The organism is Candidatus Pelagibacter sp. PS_28 (genome assembly GCF_059417885.1).
In genome coordinates this window covers 512,641-527,244 of the sequence record NZ_CM182070.1, presented here as the reverse complement: position 1 = coordinate 527,244, position 14,604 = coordinate 512,641, and the positions used below count along the sequence as shown (strand labels likewise).

General features: G+C 30.0%; 28 protein-coding genes. 1 reads left to right on the top strand and 27 read right to left on the bottom strand.

Annotated elements, in window-relative coordinates:
- Nucleotides 1-20: 20 nt before the first annotated feature.
- Nucleotides 21-641 (top strand): lipoyl(octanoyl) transferase LipB, encoded by a 621-nt coding sequence (gene lipB, locus AC5SMR_RS02845; RefSeq protein ID WP_271564639.1) that lies wholly within the window; start codon nt 21-23, stop codon nt 639-641.
- Here the strand turns inward: lipB and AC5SMR_RS02840 are convergent.
- The 27 genes from AC5SMR_RS02840 to rpsJ are packed head-to-tail and all read right to left on the bottom strand — an operon-like array spanning nt 622 to nt 14,599.
- On the bottom strand, nt 622-1,536 hold the full coding sequence (locus tag AC5SMR_RS02840; protein WP_006996836.1) for an RluA family pseudouridine synthase: 915 nt from the start codon (nt 1,534-1,536) through the stop codon (nt 622-624). The genes lipB and AC5SMR_RS02840 overlap by 20 nt on opposite strands.
- Before the next feature lie 24 nt (nt 1,537-1,560).
- Nucleotides 1,561-1,998 (bottom strand): 50S ribosomal protein L17, encoded by a 438-nt coding sequence (gene rplQ / locus AC5SMR_RS02835; RefSeq protein ID WP_006996835.1) that lies wholly within the window; start codon nt 1,996-1,998, stop codon nt 1,561-1,563.
- Nucleotides 1,998-3,026 (bottom strand): DNA-directed RNA polymerase subunit alpha, encoded by a 1,029-nt coding sequence (locus AC5SMR_RS02830; RefSeq protein WP_006996834.1) that lies wholly within the window; start codon nt 3,024-3,026, stop codon nt 1,998-2,000. The genes rplQ and AC5SMR_RS02830 overlap by 1 nt, the downstream gene beginning before the upstream one ends.
- 3 nt (nt 3,027-3,029) lie before the next feature.
- The gene (rpsK, locus tag AC5SMR_RS02825) at nt 3,030-3,482 is read right to left on the bottom strand and encodes a 30S ribosomal protein S11 (RefSeq protein ID WP_006996833.1); all 453 of its coding nucleotides are present in this window, start codon (nt 3,480-3,482) and stop codon (nt 3,030-3,032) included.
- Nucleotides 3,483-3,489: 7 nt separating this feature from the next.
- Nucleotides 3,490-3,873 carry a 30S ribosomal protein S13 gene (gene rpsM / locus AC5SMR_RS02820; protein ID WP_006996832.1) on the bottom strand — a complete coding sequence of 128 codons (384 nt, stop codon included), beginning with the start codon at nt 3,871-3,873 and terminating at the stop codon, nt 3,490-3,492.
- Nucleotides 3,874-3,928: 55 nt separating this feature from the next.
- Complete coding sequence (locus AC5SMR_RS02815; RefSeq protein WP_020169479.1) at nt 3,929-4,570, bottom strand: adenylate kinase; 642 nt, start codon at nt 4,568-4,570, stop codon at nt 3,929-3,931.
- A gap of 4 nt (nt 4,571-4,574) precedes the next feature.
- Complete coding sequence (gene secY, locus AC5SMR_RS02810; RefSeq protein WP_494577283.1) at nt 4,575-5,855, bottom strand: preprotein translocase subunit SecY; 1,281 nt, start codon at nt 5,853-5,855, stop codon at nt 4,575-4,577.
- A gap of 10 nt (nt 5,856-5,865) precedes the next feature.
- Nucleotides 5,866-6,327, bottom strand: coding sequence for a 50S ribosomal protein L15 (rplO, locus tag AC5SMR_RS02805; RefSeq protein ID WP_271487083.1), 462 nt, complete (start codon nt 6,325-6,327; stop codon nt 5,866-5,868).
- Nucleotides 6,327-6,839, bottom strand: a complete 513-nt coding sequence (gene rpsE / locus AC5SMR_RS02800) for a 30S ribosomal protein S5 (RefSeq protein ID WP_494577282.1) — start codon at nt 6,837-6,839, stop codon at nt 6,327-6,329. The genes rplO and rpsE overlap by 1 nt, the downstream gene beginning before the upstream one ends.
- A 2-nt stretch (nt 6,840-6,841) precedes the next feature.
- The gene (gene rplR, locus AC5SMR_RS02795) at nt 6,842-7,198 is read right to left on the bottom strand and encodes a 50S ribosomal protein L18 (RefSeq protein WP_006996827.1); all 357 of its coding nucleotides are present in this window, start codon (nt 7,196-7,198) and stop codon (nt 6,842-6,844) included.
- Nucleotides 7,198-7,737, bottom strand: coding sequence for a 50S ribosomal protein L6 (gene rplF / locus AC5SMR_RS02790; RefSeq protein ID WP_006996826.1), 540 nt, complete (start codon nt 7,735-7,737; stop codon nt 7,198-7,200). Before rplF ends, rplR begins: the two co-directional genes overlap by 1 nt.
- Complete coding sequence (gene rpsH / locus AC5SMR_RS02785) at nt 7,737-8,132, bottom strand: 30S ribosomal protein S8 (protein ID WP_006996825.1); 396 nt, start codon at nt 8,130-8,132, stop codon at nt 7,737-7,739. Before rpsH ends, rplF begins: the two co-directional genes overlap by 1 nt.
- Nucleotides 8,133-8,142: 10 nt before the next feature.
- Nucleotides 8,143-8,448, bottom strand: coding sequence for a 30S ribosomal protein S14 (gene rpsN / locus AC5SMR_RS02780; RefSeq protein ID WP_006996824.1), 306 nt, complete (start codon nt 8,446-8,448; stop codon nt 8,143-8,145).
- A gap of 2 nt (nt 8,449-8,450) precedes the next feature.
- Nucleotides 8,451-9,005 carry a 50S ribosomal protein L5 gene (gene rplE, locus AC5SMR_RS02775; RefSeq protein WP_006996823.1) on the bottom strand — a complete coding sequence of 185 codons (555 nt, stop codon included), beginning with the start codon at nt 9,003-9,005 and terminating at the stop codon, nt 8,451-8,453.
- Nucleotides 9,005-9,253 (bottom strand): 50S ribosomal protein L24, encoded by a 249-nt coding sequence (rplX, locus tag AC5SMR_RS02770; protein ID WP_006996822.1) that lies wholly within the window; start codon nt 9,251-9,253, stop codon nt 9,005-9,007. Before rplX ends, rplE begins: the two co-directional genes overlap by 1 nt.
- The gene (gene rplN, locus AC5SMR_RS02765) at nt 9,254-9,622 is read right to left on the bottom strand and encodes a 50S ribosomal protein L14 (RefSeq protein WP_006996821.1); all 369 of its coding nucleotides are present in this window, start codon (nt 9,620-9,622) and stop codon (nt 9,254-9,256) included.
- The gene (gene rpsQ, locus AC5SMR_RS02760; RefSeq protein ID WP_006996820.1) at nt 9,619-9,855 is read right to left on the bottom strand and encodes a 30S ribosomal protein S17; all 237 of its coding nucleotides are present in this window, start codon (nt 9,853-9,855) and stop codon (nt 9,619-9,621) included. The genes rplN and rpsQ overlap by 4 nt, the downstream gene beginning before the upstream one ends.
- Nucleotides 9,848-10,039, bottom strand: coding sequence for a 50S ribosomal protein L29 (gene rpmC / locus AC5SMR_RS02755; RefSeq protein ID WP_006996819.1), 192 nt, complete (start codon nt 10,037-10,039; stop codon nt 9,848-9,850). Before rpmC ends, rpsQ begins: the two co-directional genes overlap by 8 nt.
- Nucleotide 10,040: 1 nt before the next feature.
- Nucleotides 10,041-10,451, bottom strand: coding sequence for a 50S ribosomal protein L16 (rplP, locus tag AC5SMR_RS02750; protein ID WP_006996818.1), 411 nt, complete (start codon nt 10,449-10,451; stop codon nt 10,041-10,043).
- 2 nt (nt 10,452-10,453) lie between these two features.
- Complete coding sequence (gene rpsC, locus AC5SMR_RS02745; protein ID WP_011282155.1) at nt 10,454-11,134, bottom strand: 30S ribosomal protein S3; 681 nt, start codon at nt 11,132-11,134, stop codon at nt 10,454-10,456.
- Nucleotides 11,118-11,516, bottom strand: coding sequence for a 50S ribosomal protein L22 (rplV, locus tag AC5SMR_RS02740; protein ID WP_006996816.1), 399 nt, complete (start codon nt 11,514-11,516; stop codon nt 11,118-11,120). The genes rpsC and rplV overlap by 17 nt, the downstream gene beginning before the upstream one ends.
- A gap of 2 nt (nt 11,517-11,518) precedes the next feature.
- Nucleotides 11,519-11,812 carry a 30S ribosomal protein S19 gene (gene rpsS, locus AC5SMR_RS02735; protein WP_006996815.1) on the bottom strand — a complete coding sequence of 98 codons (294 nt, stop codon included), beginning with the start codon at nt 11,810-11,812 and terminating at the stop codon, nt 11,519-11,521.
- Nucleotides 11,812-12,657 (bottom strand): 50S ribosomal protein L2, encoded by an 846-nt coding sequence (gene rplB, locus AC5SMR_RS02730; protein WP_006996814.1) that lies wholly within the window; start codon nt 12,655-12,657, stop codon nt 11,812-11,814. Before rplB ends, rpsS begins: the two co-directional genes overlap by 1 nt.
- 2 nt (nt 12,658-12,659) lie before the next feature.
- Nucleotides 12,660-12,953: a 50S ribosomal protein L23 gene (rplW, locus tag AC5SMR_RS02725; RefSeq protein WP_494577281.1), complete on the bottom strand. Its 294-nt coding sequence runs from the start codon at nt 12,951-12,953 to the stop codon at nt 12,660-12,662.
- 1 nt (nt 12,954) lies between these two features.
- Nucleotides 12,955-13,578: a 50S ribosomal protein L4 gene (gene rplD, locus AC5SMR_RS02720; RefSeq protein WP_020169483.1), complete on the bottom strand. Its 624-nt coding sequence runs from the start codon at nt 13,576-13,578 to the stop codon at nt 12,955-12,957.
- Nucleotides 13,578-14,288 carry a 50S ribosomal protein L3 gene (gene rplC / locus AC5SMR_RS02715; RefSeq protein ID WP_020169484.1) on the bottom strand — a complete coding sequence of 237 codons (711 nt, stop codon included), beginning with the start codon at nt 14,286-14,288 and terminating at the stop codon, nt 13,578-13,580. The genes rplD and rplC overlap by 1 nt, the downstream gene beginning before the upstream one ends.
- Nucleotides 14,289-14,290: 2 nt before the next feature.
- Complete coding sequence (rpsJ, locus tag AC5SMR_RS02710; protein WP_006996810.1) at nt 14,291-14,599, bottom strand: 30S ribosomal protein S10; 309 nt, start codon at nt 14,597-14,599, stop codon at nt 14,291-14,293.
- Nucleotides 14,600-14,604 lie beyond the last annotated feature (5 nt).

Genomic DNA, 14,604 nt, shown 5'->3' with positions numbered 1-14,604 from the left:
AAAAATAATACAATTTATAAATGAATATAGAGATTAAAAAGTCAATAAAACCAATAAAATATGAAGATGCAATAAAACTACTTGAAGAAAGATTATTGGAGATAAACAATGGTCAAAAAGAGGATTTGATATGGATCTTAGAACATGAAGAGGTTTATTCAGCAGGTACGAGTTATAAAGAAAAAGAAATTCTTAATAAAGATATTAGTCTAGTAAAAACAAACCGTGGAGGAAAAATTACTTATCATGGTCCAGGTCAATTGATTTGTTATTTTGTGATAGATTTAAAAAAAAGAAAAAAGGATATAAGAAAATTTATAACTTTAATTGAAGAGACGATTATTGACAGTTTATCAAAATTTAATATTAAGACATTTGGTGATCCAAAAAACATTGGTATTTGGACTGACCATAAAGGTAAAATTAATAAAGTTGCAGCAATAGGTGTAAGAGTAAGTAAGTGGATAGCCTATCATGGATTTGCAATAAATATTAATAACGATCTTACAAAATATAAAAATATTATTCCGTGTGGTATTTCAGACAAAGGCGTAATCAATCTTAAAGAAATTAAAGATCAAGACTATAAGAATTTAGATGAAATTATTATTGAAACCTTTTCTAAGAATTTGGAAATCTAAGTCTTTTTGTCTTTAAAAGTTTTTTAAAATAATCTGGTAATAATGCTGTGTAGGTATATTTTTTATCATTTATCATAAATTTAATTTGATATGAATGAAGCATTAAATTTTTATTTATTGCTTTATCTGTGTTACTAAATTTATATTTTTGATCTCCATAGATTGGACATCCTACTGCATAAAGTTGTTTTCTTAGTTGATGTTTTCTTCCTGTGATTGGTTTCATTTCAACTAGACTACATATAGAATTTTTATCTAAAACTTTGTAAAGTGTTCTAGCTTTTTCAACTACCTCTCTATCATTATCATATCTGGTTAAATCATCATTCCACTCACCAGAGTCCTTTTGCAATTCTCCATGGCATATAGCCAGGTAAGTTTTATGAACTTTTCGAAGTCTAAATAAAGAGGTTAATAACTGAGCGGATTGTCTGTGTTTTGCCATAATAAAAACTCCAGATGTATCTTTATCAAGTCTATGTACAGAAAATGGTTTTGTGTCCTGAAAAATTTCACTACGAGCAAATATATCTACAAGATTTTTTTTAGATTTAGTTCCACCTTGAACTGAAATACCAGAGCTTTTATTAAGAACAATGAAATCATCATTATTATCAATTATTAATTCTTCATTTTCTTTAATAACTTCTTCTGAAGGTACAAATTTGATTGTCTTTTGAACAATTGTTTCTTTAAAATCAAAGTTGAATAAATCTATAGTGTCACCTGTCTTTACTTTATGAGAGCTTTTAATTTTTTTATTATTGATTTTAACTTTTCCACTTTTTAAACTTTTTTCAATTAGACCTTGAGGGTAATTGCCAAGATTATTACGTATCCATCTATCGATACGCATATCGTTAAACGTTGAATCAACGTTAAAAGACTTTTTCATGATGATATAATTTTATATAAAAAATTAAGCAGTAGCTAATTTTTTCTCTTCAGTTTTATCTTTAGCTGGATCTTTTTTCTTTCTATCAACTCTTTTTGCCTCAACATCTCTATCTACAAATTCAATTACAGCCATAGGTGCATTGTCACCATATCTAAAGCCAGCTTTGATGATTCTTGTGTAACCACCATTTCTTGCTTCATATCTTTTTGACAATGTTTTTTTTACTTTATTCGCAGATGTTATGTCTTGTAATTTAGACATTAACATTTTTGTAGTTTGAAGAGTCTCTTTTTTTCCTAAAGTTATGATTTTATCAGCTTGAGGTTTTAAGAATTTAGCTTTTGGAAGTGTTGTAGTGATCTGCTCATATTTTATTAAAGAATTAAGCATATTCTTCAATAAAGCTTTTCTATGTTCAGAAGTTCTATTTAACTTCTTATTAGCCATTCCATGTCTCATTAGATTTGCTCCTCTAACTTTTTAGACATTTCAGCTATATTTTCTGGTGGCCAGTTCGGAATCTCCATACCTAAGTATAAAGACATACCAGTTAAAACTTCTTTTATTTCATTAAGTGATTTTCTTCCAAAGTTAGGTGTTCTAAGCATTTCACCTTCTGACTTTTGAACTAGATCTCCAATGTAAATAATATTATCATTTTTAAGACAATTCATAGAACGCACAGATAATTCAAGTTCATCAACTTTTCTTAATAAATTCTTATTGAATTCAGGCTCAGATGAAACTTCTTTTACAGGTACTTCAACAGGTTCGTCAAAATTAACAAACATATTTAGTTGATCTTGGAAAATTCTAGCAGAATAAGCAACGGCATCTTCAGCAGAAATTGATCCATTAGTTTCAACTTCCATAATTAATTTATCATAATCAAGGGCTTTTCCTTCTCTTGCTGTGCTTATAGAGTAAGAAACCTTCTTAACTGGACTATATAAAGAATCTATAGCAATTAATCCCAAAGGTGGTTCTTCTGGCTTGTTCATTACTGCAGGAACGTATCCCTTACCTGTTCCAACATTCATTTCCATATGGAAATGAGTATTCTCATCTAAATTACAAATAACCAGATCAGGATTTAAAATTTCAATATCAGCAACTGGTGCTATGTCGGAAGCTTTAATTTCTCCAGGACCTTTAGCATCTAAAATAAGTTTTTTAGTAGTTTCTGATGAGCTTTTTAAAGCTAAGGATTTAACGTTTAAAACTATGTCAGTAACATCTTCTCTAACACCTTTGATAGATGTAAATTCATGTAAAACACCATCAATTTGAATTGAAGTTACAGCAGCACCTCTTATTGATGAAAGTAAAATTCTTCTTAAAGAATTACCTAAAGTTAAACCATATCCTTTTTCTAAAGGTTCTGCGATAATTTTTGCATGTGATTTGTCATCACTAATTTTAACATCTAATTGAGCTGGTTTAATTAATGCTTTCCAATTTTTAGCATTTACATTTAAACTTTCCATTTATTAAACTCTCCTTTTTTTTGGTGGTCTTACGCCGTTATGTGGCATTGGTGTTGTATCTTTTATTGAAAGAATCTTAAATCCTCTCGCTTGTAAAGCTCTTAATGCAGTTTCTCTTCCTGAACCAGGTCCTTTAACCTCAACTGATAAAGTTTTCATTCCATATTCTAAAGCTTTAGATGCAGCAGAATCTGCAGCAATTTGTGCAGCATAAGGTGTTGATTTTCTTGAACCTTTAAAACCTTTTTGTCCAGCAGATGCCCAAGAAATTACATTTCCATTAGTATCTGCAATTGAAATTATTGTATTGTTAAAAGTAGACTGTACATAAGCAATACCATTAAGAATATTTTTTTTTATTTTCTTTTTTTTGGAATAAGAGCTTTTCTTAGATTTTTTATCTACTTTTTTTTCTACAACAGCATCTTTATTCTCAACTTTATCTACTTTAGCCATAAATTAATTATTTTTTAAGTGGAGTTAATTTTTTACCAGCAATTGCTATTGCTTTACCTTTTCTTGTTCTTGCATTACATCTTGTTCTTTGTCCTCTAACAGGAAGTTTTTTTCTATGTCTAGATCCCCTGTAGCAAGCAAGGTCAATTAATCTTTTAATAGTTAAAGAGTAATCTCTTCTAAGATCACCTTCGACTTTAAAATTTGCATCAATGTATTCTCTAATTTTTAAAATATCTTCGTCAGTAAGTTCATTTATTCTTTTTGCTTTAGGAATTTCTAAAGAAGTACAAATTTGGCTAGAAAATTTATTACCAATACCATAAATGTACGTTAGTCCTATGTGGACAAGTTTGTTTTGCGGAATGTTTACACCTGCTATACGAGCCATATTTTTGAGAATAAATTTAGCCTTTTATATAAGAAGATGTTCCAAAGTCAACGTCTTAAACCTTAAGAATTTCATTAATTTTATTGGTTATTTGATCAATTTCACCGGCTCCATCAATTTCAGTGAAATTTGAATTTTTTGAATAGAAGTCTAACACTGGTTTTGTTGAAGACATATAAGTGTCATATCTAGAAATAACAATTTCAAGATTGTCATCTTTTCTTTTCTTTAAGTGCTCAACACCACAAGGATGAAGCTCTATTTGCTCCTTATTAAAATATTCATTTAACGTCATATTACATTTTTCACAGGTCATTCTGCCCATAATACGTTTTTCAATAATATCTCTTGATACATTTAAAAATATAGTATGTCCTATTGTTTGGTTAAACTCATTTAATAAAACTTCTAAATTAATAGCTTGTTCAACATTTCTTGGATAGCCGTCAAAAATGATTCTATCTCTATATTTTAAATTAGTTAAAGATTGTCTTAATAAAGTATTTACGATCTCATCTGAAACAAATTTGCCATTAGATATTAACTTTTCTATATCCACTCCAAGATCAGTTTTAGATTTAACTTCATCTCTTAATAGATTTCCTGTTGATAATTGGAAGTAATTATGTTTTTTAACAATAGATTGAGCTTGAGTCCCCTTACCCGCTCCTGGAGGACCAAAAAGAATTATATTCACTTAATTATTTTCCGAATTTTGTTTTTTTAATTAATTGCTCATATTGAGAGCTCATTAATCTAGTTTGGATTTGTGTAACAGTATCTATTGCAACTACAACAACAATCAAGATTGAAGTTCCACCTAAATAAAAGGGTATTGGATAATTAGCAATTAGAAATTCTGGCATTAAACAAACTATTGTTAAATACAATGCCCCAATTGTCGTAAGTTTTGTCACAATTTTTTCAATATACAAAGCTGTATTTTCACCTGGTCTAATCCCAGGTACAAAACCACCATATTTTCTTAAGTTATCAGCGGTCTCAGTTGGATTAAATGTTATGGATGTATAGAAAAAAGTAAAAAATATTATTCCAGAAGCATAAAGCAACATGTAAAGAGGTTGTCCTTGTGTAAAGTATGAACTTAAATTTAAGAATGTGTCATTGTCTGAAAAACTAAAATTAGAAAAAGTTACAGGCAATAACAATAAAGCTGAAGCAAAGATTGCTGGAATAACACCGGCTTGGTTAATCTTTAAAGGTAAATGAGAAGATTCACCACCGTACATTTTATTTCCCATTTGTCTTTTAGGGTAATTTATTAAAATTTTTCTTAATGCTCTTTCCATGAAAACAATGAACATAATTGTTGCGACTAATAATACAAAAATTCCAATAATCATAATTGTAGATACAGCACCCGTTCTACCCAACTCGAATGTAGTAACTAAAGCACGTGGAATTTCAGCAACAATACCAGCAAAAATAATCAACGAAATACCATTGCCGATACCTCTTTGTGTTATTTGTTCACCAAGCCACATTAAAAACATTGTACCAGCAACAATGGTTGATACCGCTGTTATAGTGAAAAATAAGCCTGGATTAATAACTAAGTCAGCAGAAGATTGTAAACCTATAGATAATCCGTAACCCTGAATAGTAGCAAGAATTACAGTTCCATATCTTGTGATTTGAGTTATTTTTGCTCTTCCAGTTTCACCTTGTGCCTTTAAATTTTTAAAATAATCAGAAACGCCAGTTAATAACTGAACTATGATTGAAGATGAGATATAAGGCATAATTCCAAGTGCGAATATAGCCATTCTACTTACAGCACCACCTGAAAAAACATTAAACATTCCAAGTAATCCTTGTTGATTACCACTCATCATTGTTTGTAATTGCTCAGGGTCAATGCCTGGAATTGGCACAAAAGTACCAAATCTATAAACTGCTAAGATAAATATTGTAAAGATTATACGATTTTTAAGATCATTAGTTTGAGAAGAAGAGCTCATAATATCTTAATTATTTTTTTAGTTGTATTGTTCCGCCAGCTTTCTCTAATTTTTCTACAGCAGATTTAGAGATTAAGTCAGCTTCGATATTAACTTTATCTTTAATTTCACCTGTACCTAGTATCTTTAATTTTTGTGAATTTTTATTGATCAATTTAAGTTTTTTAAGTAATGCCATATTAATAACATCACCAGAATTAATTGTTTTTTCAGTTATAAAAGTTTGAATTTTTTCCAAGTTCATTATTGCAATAATAGCTTGGTATCTCTTAATTGCATTAAAGCCTCTTTTAGGTAATCTTCTATATAAAGGCATTTGACCACCTTCAAAAGCTTTAATAGCAACACCAGATCTAGATTTTTGACCTTTAACACCTCTGCCAGATGTTTTTCCTTTTCCAGAACCGATACCTCTACCAACTCTCATCTTCTTTTTGTATAAAACTTTTCCTGTAGTATTTAATGTAGTCATTATCCTCTTTTTTCGATTACATCAGAAATTTTTTTATTTCTAATTGTTGCAATATGCTTTGGTGAATTTTGTTTTGAAAGAGCTTTCATCGTCGCTCTTATCATATTGTGAGGGTTTGATGTACCCATTGATTTAGCAACTATATCTTTAATTCCTAAAACTTCACAAACTGCTCTTACAGGACCGCCTGCAATAATACCTGTTCCCTTAGGAGCAGATCTTAAAATAATTTTACCAGCACCATCTTTACCATAAACATCATGATGAATAGTTCTACCTTCTCTTAGCGGCACATGGATTAAAACTCTTCTTGCTGTTTCATTGGCTTTTTTAATTGCATCAGGCACCTGTTTGGCTTTAGCATGTGCTACTCCAATTTTACCTGCTTGATTACCAACTACAACTAAAGCTGAAAAACCAAATCTACGACCACCTTTTACTACTTTTGTAATTCTGTTGATGTGAACTAATTTTTCTAAAATATCGTCGTCTTTTTTGTCTTTAAAATCCATAATTAAAATTCCATTCCATTTTTACGTAGTGTTTCAGCAAAAACTTTAACTCTGCCGTGGTATTTGTATATACCTCTATCAAAAAAAATTTTTGATATTTTCTTTTCTTGGGCTTTCTTTGCAAGTTTCTCTGCTACTATTTTAGAAATTTCTGTTTTATTTACTTTGTCCATAGAGCGAATGTCTTTTTCAACAGAAGAACATGACACTAAAGTAATGTTTTTAACATCATCAATAATTTGAGCTGAAATATTTTTTGCAGATCTTGATATGCTAAGTCTTAATCTATCAGATGATGCAACTTTTTTTAATTTACCAGTTACTCTAAATTTCTTTCTTTGGATGGTATTTAATTTCATTATTTCTTCTTCCCTTCTTTTCTTAGAATGTATTGACCTTGCTCTCTAATACCTTTGCCTTTATATGGCTCTGGTTTTCTAAAAGCTTTGATTTTTGAAACAACCATACCTACTTGTTGTTTATCAGATCCACTAACTTTAACTACCGTCTGTTTTTCAACAACAATTTTAATTCCTTCAGGAATATCAAAATTAATATCGTGGCTATAACCTAATTGTAAATTTAACTGTTTATCTTTTAATGCAGCTCTGTAACCCACTCCAACAAGCTCAAGAATTTTTTCATAGCCAGTACTTGACCCAATAACAGCATTATTGATTAAGCTTCTATTCATGCCCCATAATCTTTTTGAGTTTTGATCCTTTACTTTAGGGCTGATAGATATTTCTTTTCCTTCGGTAACGTCAAGATTAAACATTTCAAGATCAATATTAAGTGATTTTTTACCTAAAGGTCCCTCAATGTTAAGAACACTACCAGAAAGTACTGCTTTAACTTTTTCAGGGATTGAAATACTTATTTTACCAATTTTAGACATTAAAATACCTTACAAATTATTTCGCCACCAACTTTTTGTTTTCTAGCTTCAATATCAGTCATTACACCTTTTGGTGTTGATACAATAGCTATTCCTAGTCCGCCATTAATTTTTGGCAAACTATCAGCACTTGAAAATATTCTTCTACCAGGCTTAGATACTCTCTCAAAAGTACTAATTACTGGATTTCCAGAATAATATTTTAAGTCAACTGACAATGTGGGTTTATTATTTTCAGTTTCAATTTTATAGTCTTTTATAAATCCTTCACTTTTAAGAATATCTGCAATCTTAACTTTAAAGTTAGAAGAAGGTAATGCTACTTTCTTATGATTTCTCACTTGTGCATTTTTTATTCTTGCAATCATATCCCCTATTGGGTCACTTAAACTCATATTATCCTTTCTACCAACTCGACTTAGTCATGCCAGGAATTAATCCATGCAGTCCCAAGTCTCTTAAGGCTATTCTTGATATTTTTAATTTTCTGTAAACACCGTGTGGTCTTCCAGTAATTTGGCATCTATTCATAACTCTGTTTTTTGCAGAATTACGAGGTAAATTTGAAAGCTTTTGCTGTGCTTTAAATCTTTCTTCTAATGATATTTTTTTATCCATTACAATTTTCTTCAATGCTTGTCTTTTTTTGAAAAGCCTATCTGAAAGTTTAATTCTTTTATTGTTTTTATTTACTGCACTTACTTTAGCCATTCTTAATTGTCTCCTTTTTTAATAAATGGAAAATTTAGTTTTTCTAAAAGAGCAAAACTATGATCTTTATTTAAAGCAGAGATCACAACTACAACATCAAGACCTCTAATCTTATCAATTCTATCAAAATTAACTTCTGGAAAAATTATATGTTCTTTAATGCCAAACGTATAATTACCAAACTTATCAAATCCTTTGGGTGATAAGCCTCTAAAGTCTTTAATTCTTGGTAAAGCAATATTTACAAGTCTATCTAAAAATTCATACATTTTGTTACCTCTTAAAGTAACTTTTAAACCAGCGTTTGTACCTTTTCTCGTTTTAAAGTTTGCTACTGATTTTTTAAATTTAGTCACAGTTGGTTTTTGACCTGTAATTTTCCCTAAATCTTCTTCAGTAGATTTCATAATCTTTGCATCAGCACCATCAAGACCAAGACCCATGTTAATAACAACTTTTTCAACTTTTGGCCCCATATAGGTATTTTTATATCCAAGTGTTTCTTTAAGCTGTGGTTGGATTTCTTTGTAATAAAGTTCTTTTAATCTAGGTATCATTATTTCTTAGCCTCAGTTTTTTTTGTTTTAGCTTTTTCGTCAATAAGTTTAAGGTTTGAAATGTGGATGAAGCTCTCTTTAGAGACTATTCCACCTTTTTTTTCTTTTGTAGTTTTAACATGTTTTTTCACAATATTAATTCCTTGAACTTTTGCTCTGTTATTAGGTCTATCGATTTCAATAACCTCACCCTCTTTTTTTTTATCTCTTCCAGTTAAAACTCTAACTTTTAATCCTTTTTTAATCATTTATAAAACCTCTGGAGCCAATGAAATTATTTTCATTTGACCTCTACTTCTTAATTCTCTTGTTACTGGACCAAAAATCCTAGTCCCCACTGGTTCACCTTTATCATCAACTAAAACAGCTGCATTATTATCAAATCTAACTTTAGATCCATCTTCCCTATGAATTCCCTTTTTAACTCTAACTACAACAGCTTTATGAACAGAACCTTTTTTAACTTTTCCTTTAGGTAATGCCTCTTTAACTGCGATAACGATAGTATCACCAATACTTGCGTATCTACGTTTAGAGCCACCTAAAACTTTAATGCATTCTATTCTTTTTGCACCAGTGTTATCAGCTACTAATAATTCAGTTTGTACTTGTATCATTTAGATCCATCCATTACTTGAAATTTTTTATTCTTAGAAAAAGGCTTACACTCAATTATTGACACTGTGTCTCCAGTTTTAAATTTATTATTTTCATCGTGAGCGTTATATTTTTTTCTAACTTTAACTACTTTTTTTAATACTGGGTGTGAATATTTTCTTTCAACAGATACAGTTATAGTTTTGTTTGGTTTATCGCTTGTTACTACTCCTGTTAATATTTTTTTAGGCATTTAATTTTCCTTTTAGTGTAGTTTTTAATCTAGCTATAGTTTTTTTAGTTTGTCCAATTTTAGATGGATCTGTAACTTGTGAATTAATTTTTTGAAATCTAAAGTTAAATAAATCTTTTTTTAATTTATCAATATTTTTGATAACTTCGTCCTTAGATAATTTTTTAATTTCTTGTTTTTTCATATTATGCAAATCTCTTAATAAATTTTGTTTTTATAGGTAGTTTAGCTGAAGCCTTATAAAGTGCTTCTTTTGCTATTGTTTCTGAAACACCATCAATTTCAAATAAAATTCTACCTGGCTTCACTCTACAAGCCCAATATTCAGGAGCTCCTTTACCTTTACCCATACGTACTTCAACAGGTTTTTTTGAAACAGGTATATTTGGAAAGATTCTTGTCCAAACACGTCCCTGTCTTTTCATGTGTCTTGTTAAAGCAACTCTAGCAGCTTCTATTTGTTTTCCTATAATTCTCTCTGGCGCCATAGCTTTTAATGCAAAAGATCCATAGTTAATCTTGCTAGCACGTGTAGCTGTTCCATGAATTCTTCCTTTATGTGCTTTTCTGTATTTTGTTCTGACTGGCTGTAACATAATTATTCTTTAACCTCTTTAGGAACTATCTTGTTAGTTTCTTGGCTAAATTCTTTAGCGAATACTTCACCTTTATAAATCCAAATTTTTATTCCAATAATACCAAATGTTGTTAATGCTTCAGCTTCTGCATAGTCAATATCTGCTCTTAAAGTATGTGATGGTATACTTCCTTCTCTTAACCATTCAGTTCTAGCTATTTCATTTCCACCTAGTCTACCACTAATAGAAACTTTAATGCCTTTTGCACCAAGTCTTAAACATGATTGCATAGCTCTCTTCATGGCTCTTCTATATGATATTCTTTTAACTAATTGTTGTGCTATATTTTCAGCAACTAAATAAGCATTTGTTTCCGGTTTTTTAACTTCTTTAATATTAAGCGTTACTTCATTGTTGGTAAACTTAGATAAATTATTTTTTATTTTATCAATATCGCTACCTTTCTTTCCAATTACAAATCCCGGTCTTGATGTGTAAATAGTAACAAAACATTTATTAGAGGTTCTCTCTATCATAACTTTAGATACACCAGAATTAACAACATTTTTCTTGATATATGCTCTGATCTTAAAATCTTCGATAAGATAATTTCCAAAATCTTTCTTTTTTGCATACCAGACAGAATCCCAACCTCTGTTTACACCTAGTCTGAAACCAACAGGATTAACTTTTTGACCCATGACTCTCCATTTGTTTTGCTTCTGATAATATAATTGTAATAGTTGAATAAGGTTTTAAAATTGGTGCAGCTCTACCTTTTGCTCTTGGTCTAAATCTTTTCATAACAACTTTTTTCCCACAGTATGCTTCTTTAACAATTAGTTTATCTATGTCGTATTGATTGTTATTTTCAGCGTTAGCAACAGCTGATGATACTGTTTTTCTTATTTCTCTAGTAATTCTTTTTGCAGAAAATTGAAGCTCTCTAATAGCTACATCAACTTTTTTTCCAACAATTGCTTTAAGTATTGGGTTAAGTTTTCTAACACTAGATCTAATATTATTATTTACAGATCTAACTGTATCTACTTTAGTTCTGTTAATTTTCTTTTTTTTATTCATAATTATTTTTTCTTCTCAGCTGGTTTTCCTTTTTTTTCAGCTGGTGTATGTCCAAAAAATGTTCTAGTTGGAGAAAATTCACCTAATTTATGACCCACCATATCTTCAGATATAGTAACTGGAATGAATTTTTTTCCATTATAAATCAAAAAACTAACCCCTATAAACTCAGGAATAATTGTTGATTTTCTTGACCACGTTTTAATAGGCATTTTTTTTGGATCTAATTTTTGTTTTTCAACTTTTTTAATCAAGCTCTCTTCAACAAAAGGTCCTTTCCATACTGATCTAGCCATTATTTTTTAGAATCCTTCCTGTTGTTTCTTCTTCTAACTATAAATTTATCTGTACTCTTATTGTCTCTAGTTTTTAATCCTTTTGCAGATTGACCTGTTGGAGATACTGGATGTCTTCCACCTGCAGTTTTACCTTCACCACCTCCGTGTGGGTGATCAACAGGATTCATCACAACTCCTCTAGTATGAGGTCTTCTACCAAGCCATCTTGATCTTCCAGCTTTACCAATCTTAATATTTTTTTGATCTGGGTTTGAAAGCACACCAATTGTTGCCATGCATCTTGAGTCGATTTTTCTAACTTCTCCAGAGGTCATTTTAATTAATGAGTAATTTCCATCTAATCCACTGATAGTAACTGATGTACCAGCAGATCTAGCTATTTTTCCACCAGCTCCAGGTTTTAGCTCTACATTATGGATATTGATACCAACAGGAATATCTCTAAGTGGCATACAGTTTCCAACTTTAATTTCTTTTTCCGATCCATTTTCAACTTTATCACCTACTTTAATTTTTTGAGGAGCTAAATAGTAAAAATGTTGTCCATCATCAAACTTAACTAACATGATGTAGCAAGATCTATTTGGATCATATTCAATTCTTTCGACAGTGCCTGGCATGTCGATTTTCTTTCTGTAGAAATCAACCAACCTATACATTTTCTTGTGCCCACCGCCTGACATATTACGAGAAGTTATGTGTCCATTATTATTTCTTCCACGCATTGAATTTTTTGGCTCAACTAAGGCCTTAAATGGCTTGCCTTTCCAAAGACCAGCTCTATCAACTAAGATTGTTCCTCTTGTTGATTTTGTATACGGTTTGAATGTTTTTAATGCCATTTTTAAATTCCAGATGTTAGATCAATACTTTGACCCTTTTTAAGTGTTATTATTGCTTTTTTGTAACCTTGAACATTAATTTTTTTACCCCTAGTTACTTTAGTTCGATTTTGTTTATTGATAATATTTATCTTCGTAACATTAACTTTAAAAATCTTTTCAATATTTTTCTTCAAATTAGTTTTGTTTGCAGCTCTTGGTACTTTAAAAACAATTTTATTTTGTTCTGACAAGTTAGTAGTTTTCTCAGTAACCATTGGTGATAGAATTTTATCGTATAAATGTATTTTATCCATTTTAAGAATATCTCTTTTCTAGTTCTTTAATTGAACTTTCTGTAAAAACTACTTTTTTAAACTTTATAATATCAAATGCACTGAAATGATTAATATCCGTAACTTTAACGTTTGGAATATTTCTAGCTGACTTTTCAATTTTCTCTTTAGATGATTTGTCTAAAATGATTAATGAATTTGTAATTTCAAATTTTTTAATAATTGAATGCATTTCTTTAGTTTTTTTAATCTCATTTCCAAAATCACTAAAAATTATCAAATTATTAAGTTTATTCTTCTCAGTAATTAGTGAAGCTATACTTAGTTTTTTTTCACTTTTATTTAATTTTCTTTTTTTGTATGCCAGTTCACCTTTGGGTCCATGTGCAACACCACCACCAACGAAAATAGGTGCTTTTCTACTTGCGTGTCTAGCTCCACCAGTACCTTTTTGTGCATAAATTTTTGATGTAGATCCAGTAATCTCATTTTGTTGTTTAGTTTTTGCGTGTCTACCTTTGTAATTAGCATTAGTTTTATATAATACGTTATCAACCAATCTTTTATTAATTTTAGCAGAGAAAATTTTATCTAAAACTTCAATTGAATCTTTTTTACCGTCTAAGTTTAATTTATCAATTTTCATTATTTTTTCTTTTTATCTGGTGTTTTTTTAGCTTCTTCAGCAGCAGCAATTTTTTCATTAATAGTCATTTTGTTTATAACTTTTACTGACTTTTTAACTAAGATTTCAGTATTTTTTGAACCAGGAATTGATCCTTTTAAATATAGCAATTCATTTTCAATATCTGTCTTGATAATCTCTAAGTTTTGCATAGTTCTAACTCTATCACCCATATGACCAGCCATTTTTTTACCTTTAAAAACTTTACCAGGATCTTGTCTTTGTCCAGTAGATCCATGAGATCTATGTGATACAGAAACACCGTGTGTAGCTCTTAATCCACCAAAATTATGTCTCTTCATGGCACCTGCAAAACCTTTACCTATAGTTTTTGAAGTTGTATCAACAAACTTAACTTCATTAAATATTTCAAGACCAAATTCGTTACCTTCTTTGTATAACTCTGTATCTTGAACTCTAAATTCTTTTAATTTTTTCTTAGCTTCTGTATTTTTCTTTGCATAAAAGCCTTTCATTGCCTTTGTAAGCTTAGATGCTTTAATTTTACCAAACCCTAGTTGCACAGCTTTATATCCACGTTTTTCTTCATCAATAACTTGGATCACTCTAGCCTTTTCCATTTTAATAACAGTTACTGGAACTAAACGCCCAGTTTTATAGAACTCTCTAGTCATACCAATTTTTTTTCCAACTAATGCAATTTCACTCATAATTAAATTTTTATCTCCACATCAACACCTGATGCTAAATCAAGTTTCATTAAAGCTTCAACAGTCTGAGGTGTTGGCTCTATAATATCAATTAATCTTTTGTGTGTTCTTGTTTCAAATTGCTCTCTACTTTTTTTATCAATGTGAGGGCCTTTTAAAACGGTGTATCTTTCAATTCTAGTTGGTAAAGGTATTGGTCCTTTTATTGTGGCACCTGTTCTTTTAACAGTATTTACAATTTCTTCTGTAGAAGCATCTAGTATCTTATTGTCGTATGCTCTTAATTTAATTCTTATATTTTGTTTTTCCATAATGA

Bases quoted from the DNA above. Each gene is read 5' to 3' on its own strand.
- AC5SMR_RS02830 (WP_006996834.1), bottom strand. From the start codon at position 3,026: ATGGAAAGTTTAAATGTAAATGCTAAAAATTGGAAAGCATTAATTAAA.
- rpsH (WP_006996825.1), bottom strand. From the start codon at position 8,132: ATGAGTTTAAGTGACCCAATAGGGGATATGATTGCAAGAATAAAAAAT.
- rplR (WP_006996827.1), bottom strand. From the start codon at position 7,198: ATGAAATTAAATACCATCCAAAGAAAGAAATTTAGAGTAACTGGTAAA.
- lipB (WP_271564639.1), top strand. From the start codon at position 21: ATGAATATAGAGATTAAAAAGTCAATAAAACCAATAAAATATGAAGAT.
- rpsN (WP_006996824.1), bottom strand. From the start codon at position 8,448: ATGGCTAAAGTAAGTGCAGTAAATAAAAACAATAAAAGAATTAAACTT.
- rpsC (WP_011282155.1), bottom strand. From the start codon at position 11,134: ATGGGTCAAAAAGTTAATCCTGTTGGTTTCAGACTAGGTGTAAACAGA.
- rplC (WP_020169484.1), bottom strand. From the start codon at position 14,288: ATGAGTGAAATTGCATTAGTTGGAAAAAAAATTGGTATGACTAGAGAG.
- rpsS (WP_006996815.1), bottom strand. From the start codon at position 11,812: ATGGCTAGATCAGTATGGAAAGGACCTTTTGTTGAAGAGAGCTTGATT.
- rpmC (WP_006996819.1), bottom strand. From the start codon at position 10,039: ATGAAAAAACAAGAAATTAAAAAATTATCTAAGGACGAAGTTATCAAA.
- rplD (WP_020169483.1), bottom strand. From the start codon at position 13,578: ATGAAAATTGATAAATTAAACTTAGACGGTAAAAAAGATTCAATTGAA.
- rpsJ (WP_006996810.1), bottom strand. From the start codon at position 14,599: ATGGAAAAACAAAATATAAGAATTAAATTAAGAGCATACGACAATAAG.
- rplB (WP_006996814.1), bottom strand. From the start codon at position 12,657: ATGGCATTAAAAACATTCAAACCGTATACAAAATCAACAAGAGGAACA.
- rpsM (WP_006996832.1), bottom strand. From the start codon at position 3,873: ATGGCTCGTATAGCAGGTGTAAACATTCCGCAAAACAAACTTGTCCAC.
- rplV (WP_006996816.1), bottom strand. From the start codon at position 11,516: ATGAATAAAAAAAAGAAAATTAACAGAACTAAAGTAGATACAGTTAGA.
- rplO (WP_271487083.1), bottom strand. From the start codon at position 6,327: ATGACTACATTAAATACTACAGGAAAAGTTTTATACAAAAAGAAGATG.
- rpsE (WP_494577282.1), bottom strand. From the start codon at position 6,839: ATGGATTTTAAAGACAAAAAAGACGACGATATTTTAGAAAAATTAGTT.
- rplQ (WP_006996835.1), bottom strand. From the start codon at position 1,998: ATGAGACATGGAATGGCTAATAAGAAGTTAAATAGAACTTCTGAACAT.
- rpsQ (WP_006996820.1), bottom strand. From the start codon at position 9,855: ATGCCTAAAAAAATATTAACAGGAGTAGTAACAAGCGATAAACCAAAC.
- rpsK (WP_006996833.1), bottom strand. From the start codon at position 3,482: ATGGCTAAAGTAGATAAAGTTGAGAATAAAGATGCTGTTGTAGAAAAA.
- rplN (WP_006996821.1), bottom strand. From the start codon at position 9,622: ATGATACAAGTACAAACTGAATTATTAGTAGCTGATAACACTGGTGCA.
- AC5SMR_RS02840 (WP_006996836.1), bottom strand. From the start codon at position 1,536: ATGAAAAAGTCTTTTAACGTTGATTCAACGTTTAACGATATGCGTATC.
- rplF (WP_006996826.1), bottom strand. From the start codon at position 7,737: ATGTCTAAAATTGGTAAAATAAGTATTTCAATCCCTGAAAAAGTTAAA.
- rplX (WP_006996822.1), bottom strand. From the start codon at position 9,253: ATGATTAAAAAAGGATTAAAAGTTAGAGTTTTAACTGGAAGAGATAAA.
- secY (WP_494577283.1), bottom strand. From the start codon at position 5,855: ATGAGCTCTTCTTCTCAAACTAATGATCTTAAAAATCGTATAATCTTT.
- rplW (WP_494577281.1), bottom strand. From the start codon at position 12,953: ATGGATAAAATACATTTATACGATAAAATTCTATCACCAATGGTTACT.
- rplP (WP_006996818.1), bottom strand. From the start codon at position 10,451: ATGTTACAGCCAGTCAGAACAAAATACAGAAAAGCACATAAAGGAAGA.
- rplE (WP_006996823.1), bottom strand. From the start codon at position 9,005: ATGATACCTAGATTAAAAGAACTTTATTACAAAGAAATCCAACCACAG.